At 34.1% G+C, this 8,413-nt stretch carries 14 protein-coding genes; 12 read left to right on the forward strand and 2 right to left on the reverse strand.

All coding sequences use genetic code 11. The features are described from left to right. Positions 1-241 precede the first annotated feature (241 nt). The 6 genes from DYE54_RS09925 (at position 242) to DYE54_RS09940 (ending at position 3,952) form a co-directional block, all read left to right on the forward strand. Positions 242-610, forward strand: coding sequence for a hypothetical protein (locus DYE54_RS09925; RefSeq protein WP_115311146.1), 369 nt, complete (start codon positions 242-244; stop codon positions 608-610). Further along, entirely contained in the window at positions 607-750 is a 144-nt protein-coding gene (locus DYE54_RS10195; RefSeq protein WP_172460602.1) for a hypothetical protein, read from the forward strand. Before DYE54_RS09925 ends, DYE54_RS10195 begins: the two co-directional genes overlap by 4 nt. Before the next feature lie 583 nt (positions 751-1,333). After that, the gene (locus tag DYE54_RS10200) at positions 1,334-1,504 is read left to right on the forward strand and encodes a hypothetical protein (RefSeq protein ID WP_172460580.1); all 171 of its coding nucleotides are present in this window, start codon (positions 1,334-1,336) and stop codon (positions 1,502-1,504) included. A 429-nt stretch (positions 1,505-1,933) separates the two neighbouring features. Next, entirely contained in the window at positions 1,934-2,467 is a 534-nt protein-coding gene (locus DYE54_RS09930) for a hypothetical protein (RefSeq protein ID WP_115310739.1), read from the forward strand. A 7-nt stretch (positions 2,468-2,474) separates the two neighbouring features. Continuing rightward, positions 2,475-3,332, forward strand: a complete 858-nt coding sequence (locus tag DYE54_RS09935) for a hypothetical protein (RefSeq protein ID WP_115310740.1) — start codon at positions 2,475-2,477, stop codon at positions 3,330-3,332. Positions 3,333-3,502: 170 nt separating this feature from the next. Beyond that, the gene (locus DYE54_RS09940) at positions 3,503-3,952 is read left to right on the forward strand and encodes a hypothetical protein (RefSeq protein ID WP_115310741.1); all 450 of its coding nucleotides are present in this window, start codon (positions 3,503-3,505) and stop codon (positions 3,950-3,952) included. A 496-nt stretch (positions 3,953-4,448) separates the two neighbouring features. Here DYE54_RS09940 and DYE54_RS09945 read toward each other — a convergent pair whose 3' ends face one another. Continuing rightward, entirely contained in the window at positions 4,449-5,399 is a 951-nt protein-coding gene (locus DYE54_RS09945) for a tyrosine-type recombinase/integrase (RefSeq protein ID WP_115311147.1), read from the reverse strand. Between the two features lie 41 nt (positions 5,400-5,440). After that, on the reverse strand, positions 5,441-5,938 hold the full coding sequence (locus tag DYE54_RS09950; protein WP_115310732.1) for a helix-turn-helix domain-containing protein: 498 nt from the start codon (positions 5,936-5,938) through the stop codon (positions 5,441-5,443). 170 nt (positions 5,939-6,108) lie between these two features. Between DYE54_RS09950 and DYE54_RS09955 the strand changes: the two genes are divergently transcribed. The 6 genes from DYE54_RS09955 (at position 6,109) to DYE54_RS09975 (ending at position 8,124) form a co-directional block, all read left to right on the forward strand. Then, positions 6,109-6,327, forward strand: a complete 219-nt coding sequence (locus DYE54_RS09955) for a helix-turn-helix transcriptional regulator (RefSeq protein ID WP_115310733.1) — start codon at positions 6,109-6,111, stop codon at positions 6,325-6,327. Positions 6,328-6,408: 81 nt separating this feature from the next. Beyond that, positions 6,409-6,624, forward strand: coding sequence for a hypothetical protein (locus DYE54_RS09960; RefSeq protein ID WP_115310734.1), 216 nt, complete (start codon positions 6,409-6,411; stop codon positions 6,622-6,624). Positions 6,625-6,630: 6 nt separating this feature from the next. Next, positions 6,631-6,771, forward strand: a complete 141-nt coding sequence (locus tag DYE54_RS10205) for a hypothetical protein (protein WP_172460603.1) — start codon at positions 6,631-6,633, stop codon at positions 6,769-6,771. Next, entirely contained in the window at positions 6,764-7,354 is a 591-nt protein-coding gene (locus DYE54_RS09965; RefSeq protein ID WP_115311148.1) for a hypothetical protein, read from the forward strand. The genes DYE54_RS10205 and DYE54_RS09965 overlap by 8 nt, the downstream gene beginning before the upstream one ends. Then, positions 7,348-7,668 (forward strand): DUF5906 domain-containing protein, encoded by a 321-nt coding sequence (locus DYE54_RS09970; protein WP_115311149.1) that lies wholly within the window; start codon positions 7,348-7,350, stop codon positions 7,666-7,668. The genes DYE54_RS09965 and DYE54_RS09970 overlap by 7 nt, the downstream gene beginning before the upstream one ends. A gap of 60 nt (positions 7,669-7,728) precedes the next feature. After that, positions 7,729-8,124, forward strand: coding sequence for a hypothetical protein (locus DYE54_RS09975; RefSeq protein WP_115311150.1), 396 nt, complete (start codon positions 7,729-7,731; stop codon positions 8,122-8,124). The last annotated feature ends 289 nt before the right edge of the window (positions 8,125-8,413 follow it).

An 8,413-nucleotide genomic window follows, 5' to 3' on the forward strand; every position in this document is an offset into this window, starting at 1 on the left:
ATGTTTAATAAATTAGTTTGGGATGAACAAGAATTTAAAAAAGCGCATATGTGCTATAAGAAGATAGTAAAATTCAAGATGAAGTCTTTACTCAGGAAGTGTTAGATAATATAATCAATGTTTTAGTTCTGTTAGATGCATTTAGCCTTGAGAATATCGAAGATGAGGAGCTTAAATTAATGGCGAGAGTGAAAACTTTATATTTACTAGGCTATATTAACGGTAAGCAGTGTGATGGCGTATGAATAAAAAGACATCGATTCAAGACAGTACTTTTATAAAAGCTGTAGAAGTTATGACAGACGCAGTACATAGAAATATTAAAACAGTATTTTTTACGGTGAATACAATGGACGCATTAAATGAAATTTGTGCTAACTTTGGTTTTTATGACTATAATATCACTCCGTTTACAATGGAATACAACGGAAAGACATTAGCTTGTTACGCTACTAAAGCAGAATATAACCTAAGAAAGCAAGTATTAAAGGATAGAATTTACGTTAAAAAAGTGAGGGTATTTATTATGGAAAATATAAACTTAGTTGAAAATATAACTTGTGAAAATGTAAATGAACTTGACGATTTTGATGTTGTTATAGAATTATGAGAAGTTGCGTTGAAAGCGCTGAAACAGGGCGTAAATGGAATGATGTATTAGCTGAAATGTGTATACGTTGTTATAGAGAGGGTAAGCGTGCAGGTTTTGACATGAGAAAAGCGTATGATGAAGTAGTAGCGACATTGTAGCAGGGCCTAATAAAGAACAGCTAGTAGGCCAATTTAGGGGGCGTTGTGTTATATCCATAGCGCCTTTACTCTTATTCAAGGTAGGTTCTTCTGGAGCGTATGGAGCAATTACGGCAACTGTGATCGCAAGCATTAGCTAGATGTAAAAAATAAACTTGCCTTGCTTTCGCTCAAAATTAAGCAAAAGTCTAAAAGTCGTGTTTTGCTACTTTTTAATGTGGAATTGTTGACAAAAGTTGACATTGAACAGGCTCAAAAAAGAGCAAGTTCAGATGTTGATAAAAGTTGACATTCGCTCAAAATTGAGCAAAAGTTTAAAAGTCGTGTTTTGTTATATCATTTCAACATGGCCAACATATAAAACTTGAGAAAACTTGAGGTTGAAATGTTAATGTTTGTTAAGGTCAAAACCTTATAAAACCTGATATTTATTTTATGTATTAAGGGGGTAACGTTTTGCGACACCCTAAAAAAGAGTATAGCGAGATTTGCGAGGCCCTAAAAAAGAGGTATCCTTACATTTCTGACTCCCTAAAAAAAGAGTATTCGGAGATTTCGGAGGCCCTAAAAAGGAGATGATACAATGATAAAAGCTAAAATTAGTTATAATCCTAAAGAAGATAAATGCATAGTAGGTGAAGTGTTGAAACAGTTTTCTGTTGATAAATATCGATTGAAATTTATTTCTAGGCCTGTTAATGGAGAACTTAGGACAATCGCATATATTAACCCTAAAATTAAGGGTATAAAGTAGCGATAAATGCAGTAATGGCGGTGCTTTTTGCTTGTTTATATGCCTTGAAATATGGTATAATAAAGATAGTTAAATAAGCAAAGTACCGCTATTGTAATTGACGAATTATAATGGTAAGGCAAATAAATAAAACTGAACTGGGTTCAATGCGCAAGGGCTTAGGAATGTTGAATAGCCGTGGGAATAATAAATCTCTTCTGGGTTAGAGGAGTGCTGTTATTTCCTCGGCTTTTTATTTTGTCCGTGGGACTTATTTAGCTAGGATACTAAGCATTACCTTCTTTTAATGTTGAGTACAACTCTGTTAAAGTGGTTTTGTTTACCTTCGGCAACCACAAACAATATTCCCCGCCATAGCTGTAATTAAATTACAGCTATGGCGGGGTGTGTTGTATAACCTTACTTTAGGGATAAAAAGGAGAATGAATTATGAGTAATAACGCAAACCAAAGCGGTAATAATGGGAATGAAAAGCTGTTTACACAGCAAGAAGTAGATAACATTGTAAAAGATCGTCTTGAACGTGAACGCAAGCGCTACAGTGCAGACGCTGACGCTATGGGCGAATTAAATAGACAGGTTGCAAGCCTACAGGCTGAATTATCACAACTAAAAGAAGATAAGGCAGCACAGGCGGAGCAACTAAAGACTGAAAAAATTAAAAATGCAATTATTGATGAATTAACCAAAGGTAACGCAATAAATACAGCTAGTTTAGTACATGTATTTAGTGGTGGCGCAAATATTAGTGATGATGGAACTATTATGGTAACAGGAGAAGATGGGAATGCTGTTTCTGTAAAAGACGGTGTAAAAGCGTGGTTGAAAGAAAATTTATGGGCTGTTAAAAATACATCTCAGCCGGGCGCTGGTAGTGCCATGGACCCTGGGCGTGCTTATGATAGTGATGCTGTAATGAGTGATTCATTGCGTGAAGCCTTTGGACTAGTTAGAAAGGATTGAATATTATATGGCAACGATTGAATTAGCTTCTAAATATGCTTCATTAGTAGATGAGAAATTCACAACGGAAAGTAAAAGCGACTTGTTAACTAATCAAGATTATGATTGGATAGGTGTTAAGACGGTGCGAATATATAAAGTTAGCACTTCTGAAATGAATGATTATGATCGTGATTTAGAGGGCAAATACGGCGGTAAATCATATTATGGCGAGGTTAAAACGCTAGACGCAACCACGCAAGAAATGACATTAAGCCGTGACCGTTCATTTACATTTGTAATTGATAGATTAGATGATGAGGAAACAGGAGATGCATTAGGTGCAGCGAAAGCTTTAGAACGTCAATTGCGAGAGGTTGCAATTCCTGAATTTGATGAGTACACACTAAATAAGATTTGTACTGAAGCAGGGATTAAACCTAAGGCAAAAGCATTGACTGTTGATAATATTGCTACAGAGATTTTAACGGCTACTAATGCGTTAGACAATAAAGAAGTACCAGAAGCAGGGCGTATTCTTGTTGTAACACCTGATACATACTTCTTAATGAAACAATCTAAAGATATTGTTATGAATACAGAAGTTGGTAGCGATATGCGTATTAAAGGGGTAATCAGTAGCTTAGACGGTATGCAAGTATTGAAAGTACCTGCTTCCCGTTTACCAAAGAATTTCGGCTTTATGGTGGTTCACCCTGTAGCCACAGTATGCCCTCGTAAGCTAAACGATTATAAAATTCATGATAACCCGCCAGGGATTAACGGCTTCTTAGTTGAGGGGCGTTTATGTTATGATGCCTTTATTTTGGATAATAAAAAAGACGCTATTTATTATCAACCTATGACCGTTAGCACAAGTGCATAATTCAGATAGAGAGATGATATAGAAATAGCCACAATGGGGAATGATACGCCTGTTGTGGCTGTTTTATTAGAAAAGTAATTCTCTTATTTGCGCTGTAAGTATAGATAGTTTAGATATAAATACCTTAGGAGATTTTTATTTGTTAGTACGGATTAAATGAGGTGGACGGAATGGGATATTATGAAAAGACATTAGAACTTATGCGATTAAATGATAAAATTCATGTGCTAAAAGCTAAACTATATAGCCTTGATGGGGTAACGGTTAGTTATATATCCAATACACCGAGAGGTAAAGGCCATAAAGGGGATAAAATAGGGCATATCGTGGCTAATAGAGAAGAATTAATAGCTGAAATAGCAGCCTTAGAGAAGCAGAGCGAGCCGTATATTAAAGATGTGCGAAAGGCGTTGCGGGCGTGTTGTAATTATGATTTATCGAATAGTATAGAATCTCATAGACTTGTTAGTAATGTAATCGTATATAATTACACAGTTGAAGAAGTAAGCGAATTAAGTGGTAAGAAAATTTCACAAATCCAAAGGAACATAAGAACTTATCTTAGTCGCATGAAAGAGCGAGAGGAAAAAGGTACATTAGATATTAAATCATACTATTAAAAATAGGCGAGCGCATGGCCCGCCTATGAGAGGTGATAATATGATGTTTCCTATATTTAATTGTAGGGGGCAAACGCGTTTTAGGGGGCAAGCCTAGGGGGCGCTTTTAAGGGCAAACATATAATAAAAATGAAAAAAGAAGAAATACTTCAATCTTGTATAAACCTAGTAACTACCTGAATAGTTGACCTTTTGAAACAAGATGAAATCTTTCTTCTTAGTGTTTTTAATAATGGAGCGGAATTTGGGAACACCGCTTCATTATTGCTTTTCTAGCTGTATTTATTAGAAAAGGGCAAAAAAAGGGCAACTATAAATTAATAGTATTTAGTTTTTCTATTATATTTTCTTTCATATGTTCCGTCACATGTGAATATATTTCTAATGTAGTCCGAGGGTTATTGTGGCCAACTCTAGCCATGATAGCTTTAAGGGGACACCTAATTCACTTAGTAGCTAATATGTTATAAGTAATGTTAATTGTTGCCGTTGATGTCTAACGCTTTAATATCTTATTGATTTGTTGCGTTTCGTAAGGGTGGCCATTCTGATTGATGAATATATAGCGTTCTTCTTCTGGTGGCTCACCGAGGCTCATATATTGCCATCTATTGGAGCGTATAAAGAACTCTATAATTTCTTTTGACCTATCATTAAGAGGAACTTTTCTATAGCTGTATAGGTTTTTTGGTGTTCCTCTAGTTCTAGTGCTGGCGTCATAGCTACCGTTTACATCAATTGCACCATTGAAGCGGTTGTAATCACACTCACGGAGCGCTAATAACTCCCCTATGCGTAAGCCTGTAAATGTCATAAATTCTATCAGAAGGCCTATACGCTTATGAATGTTGGCTAACTGTGCAAAACATAGTTTTAGTTCGTTATGATCCAGAAATTTATTACTTGCTTTTCTAATCTCGGTAATAGTCTTTGGCTTTGCTTTTATAGTAATGTCTAAAAAGTCCTGTACATTAGCTATATACCCTTTTCGCCTTGCGTATTGCAGGGCGTTTTTTAGTATGCGTAAAAGGCTACATGTGTATTTATAAGTTGCACCTTGTACGTGATGAAAATTAACCAATACTTCTTCAATATATATGCTTTTTAGGTCGTATAGTGGTATATCCTCAAATAAGGCTTTTAAGCGATTGAATGAAGAATCGTAGGTATTTTGAGTTCTAGGGGATACAGTAGGCTTATAATAGTTTATCCATTCTTCTATTACTTGATACAGTGTTACGGTAGGCGTAATAGTCTTAACTTCTAGCGCTTCTTTAGCTTCATTTATTTTGCACATAAGCTTTGTATAGGCTCTTTTCTGGTGCTTAGGGCTATTACCTTCTAGGGTAACAGATACCCGCTTCATAGTGTTTGTTTTAGGGCATTTGTACCGTTCATAGTAACGGTATACCGTGCCTTTTTGTGTTTGTCGTTCCTCTATCCACATGTCTATTTGTCCTCTCTTGTGGGCGAGAAATAACAAGCCTATTACAGGTTAACATCTGTTAATAGTGATACTCTTGTTAGAAAAATAAAGGGTTCTAAGTTATAGTTTTGCTTTTTTCGATAAATTTCTTCTATAGATTCTAAAGTTAGCTCTAATAATATATTTTCATGGTCTTCATAAAATGAACGCCAGTTTTCGAAGTCTGAATCTTTTATATTAACTACAGGAATTTTATTTTCACTTAGTAAAGTCACATAAAGCGACATTTCTAGAAACTCATCATTATCATAATTAACTATAACTTTAAAAATATTATTATCCAGTGTTATATCAATATTAAATGGGTAGTAATATAAAAAATCTGTAAAATTTAAATTTAGATATTTACATAGATTGTTAAGATATTCAACATTAAGTTGTTGAAATTTATTAGATATTAAATTCTGGATAAAAGTTCTTGAACTGTTAGTTTCAGTTGCTACCCTATAGGCTGTTAAATCTCGTTCATATAATATATTTTTTAGTGTTGATATTATCATTTATTATCACCTCTAAACATATATTAGCAGAATAAGAGCGGTAATTCAATGATATTTTAAATTATATTGTAATTTTATAAAACATTGTATTGACAAAATATAACATTGTGATTTAAAATTTAGTTGTAATTTGAAGTTACAATGAAATTTAAAAGGAGGAAAAGAAATATATGCAGAATAGAATTGAAGTAATGGCGAATGTAAAAGTTCAAATACTTAGAGAATTAATGTTAAAGCATGGTTTATCTTCTAAAGCTTTAGCTAAAGAAGCGGGAGTAGGTATTGTAACAATATATAATTTGTTACGTGGTAAACCATGCGGAATACCTATTGCTAATAAATTGGCTAAGGCTTTAAATGTTCCTGTAGACGAATTATTCACAGTGTAAACCTCAACCTATCATATTATCATCTCTCTAACTGTGAATATTCGTTTGTAAGGCGTTTTTATTAAGAAAGGATGTGTTTGTATGGAGCTAATACAACAAGAGTATGCAAGACCTAAATTCTTCATGATTAAGTACAATGTCAGCCGAACTACATTGTGGCGGTTATTGCAGAATATGAAAACACGGCCAAAGTTTAAGAATTCATTTAGACGAACTAGCCCAGGTGTTGAATTAATCAATATTGCAGATTTTGACCGCTTCATGGTAATTCGAACCGCAGAACTAGAAAGGGTGTGATGGATCATGTCAGAAAAAGAAAAAGCCGCTCCATGTGCGCCAACACATGAAGCGGTAAAGGAAAGTAAAGCTAGCAGGCTTTATACTTCCTTTTTATTATATCAATTCCCCGCAGGGATATCAAATGAAAGGGGATTATATGTTTAGAAATGGGAAATATTTCAACGGTAGAACATTTTTACATCAACAATTAGGTGATGACCTTATAAACGAATTAAAAATTTGCCGTATTAGACAAAATAAATATGAAGAAGACGGTAATATATTTAATCGGGATTTAATGTTTTATAGTGAAGAATATGGTGTTTATAAAACGCTACCGAGTAAGAAATTGAACGCAGAAATACGAAGGCGAATAAAAAATATTTCTAATAACCGTCAACGAGAAGTGCGACTGTATATTGAAGATATGGCAGAAATTAAGGATATAAAATTTGAAAACTATATAGCAACTAAAAATGTTATTCTTGATGTTTTTAATCGAGCAACATTCAGGTATTCGCCTGATATTATATGCACTCGGTATATACCTACTGAATATAATCGCTTACAGAGTGAATGCTCTATTCTTGATAAGTTTATGAATACAATTACTTGCGGTAATAAAGATATAGAAAACCTGCTTTACGAATTTATAGGGTATTGCTTATCGCCAACAATATTTATACATCAATTTTTTATTATTATTGGTGAGGGTAGCAATGGAAAAGTACATTTTTTAAGTTGCTAACGGAATTATTAGGGCATTGGAATGTAGGCAATACGCCACTAAATAAATACGGTGGGCGCTTTGAGTTAGCCGGTATGGAATATATAGCTGTTAATATAGGCGATGACATAAGCGATAAGGCGCTATTAGAAACAGATAACCTAAAGAAATTAGTTAGTGGTGACCCTGTCAAGGTAGAGCAGAAAGGAAAACAAGGATATGTTATATATCCAACATGTAAGCATATATTTAGTGCGAACACTATGCCTAGGGTTGTAGATACAAGCGGGGGCATGAAAGGCGTTTTGTGGCTATTCCATTCAATGCAGATTTAAAAAGAATGGGATCCTGAAATTTTAAACAAGATAATTGAAGCGGGTGGTCTTACCGTACTTATGAATAGAGCGCTTGAGGGGTTACAGCGATTACGTTCAGCTTATCAATTCACAATGTGCGATGAAGTCTTACTCACTACTGAAGAGCATTTGAAAGAAATGAACCCCTTAGCAATATTTAATGACATGTGGCTTAATAATGAGTTTGAACCCTATGAAAGCCCTACTGCTAAAGAATTTGTTTGTGTACCGATTAATGAAGTGGTGGCTAATCAATATTACAAGTTTTATAAAGACTTTTGTAAGCAATATGGATTTGAGGCGTTAGGAATTACTCGATTCAATCGGGAGATGAAACGGCTAGGATATGAAAAAACTAGGTGTTGGAATGGAAATTTACGGGGTAAATATGTATATGCTCTAATGCTCAAAGAATGCGCTAATTCATCTAAATAAAATGGTGCATTGAGAATGCAGTATTTATAAGGGTTTATCGGTGAATGCTCTAAATGCTCTAAATATTTTTACATTATAAGTATATATAAGTATATAAAGTATATAAAGTATATAAAGTATATAAAGTATATAAGTATATAATGAGTTAAAAAAATATGGTGCATTTGTTGCAATGACTACAAAGCCAGTAAATACAAGGGTTTGTATGCACTTTTTTTATAAATTAAATTGGTGCATGCAATAAATTATGTGGTGCATACAGTAGAACTGAAAGATAAGGAGATAAGAT

The sequence above is a fragment of the Veillonella criceti genome (assembly GCF_900460315.1).
Lineage (GTDB): Bacteria > Bacillota > Negativicutes > Veillonellales > Veillonellaceae > Veillonella_A > Veillonella_A criceti.

Coding starts and splice junctions, on each gene's coding strand:
- DYE54_RS09925 (WP_115311146.1), top strand. CDS start 242: ATGAATAAAAAGACATCGATTCAAGACAGTACTTTTATAAAAGCTGTA.
- DYE54_RS10195 (WP_172460602.1), top strand. CDS start 607: ATGAGAAGTTGCGTTGAAAGCGCTGAAACAGGGCGTAAATGGAATGAT.
- DYE54_RS10200 (WP_172460580.1), top strand. CDS start 1,334: ATGATAAAAGCTAAAATTAGTTATAATCCTAAAGAAGATAAATGCATA.
- DYE54_RS09930 (WP_115310739.1), top strand. CDS start 1,934: ATGAGTAATAACGCAAACCAAAGCGGTAATAATGGGAATGAAAAGCTG.
- DYE54_RS09935 (WP_115310740.1), top strand. CDS start 2,475: ATGGCAACGATTGAATTAGCTTCTAAATATGCTTCATTAGTAGATGAG.
- DYE54_RS09940 (WP_115310741.1), top strand. CDS start 3,503: ATGGGATATTATGAAAAGACATTAGAACTTATGCGATTAAATGATAAA.
- DYE54_RS09945 (WP_115311147.1), bottom strand. CDS start 5,399: ATGTGGATAGAGGAACGACAAACACAAAAAGGCACGGTATACCGTTAC.
- DYE54_RS09950 (WP_115310732.1), bottom strand. CDS start 5,938: ATGATAATATCAACACTAAAAAATATATTATATGAACGAGATTTAACA.
- DYE54_RS09955 (WP_115310733.1), top strand. CDS start 6,109: ATGCAGAATAGAATTGAAGTAATGGCGAATGTAAAAGTTCAAATACTT.
- DYE54_RS09960 (WP_115310734.1), top strand. CDS start 6,409: ATGGAGCTAATACAACAAGAGTATGCAAGACCTAAATTCTTCATGATT.
- DYE54_RS10205 (WP_172460603.1), top strand. CDS start 6,631: ATGTCAGAAAAAGAAAAAGCCGCTCCATGTGCGCCAACACATGAAGCG.
- DYE54_RS09965 (WP_115311148.1), top strand. CDS start 6,764: ATGTTTAGAAATGGGAAATATTTCAACGGTAGAACATTTTTACATCAA.
- DYE54_RS09975 (WP_115311150.1), top strand. CDS start 7,729: ATGAATAGAGCGCTTGAGGGGTTACAGCGATTACGTTCAGCTTATCAA.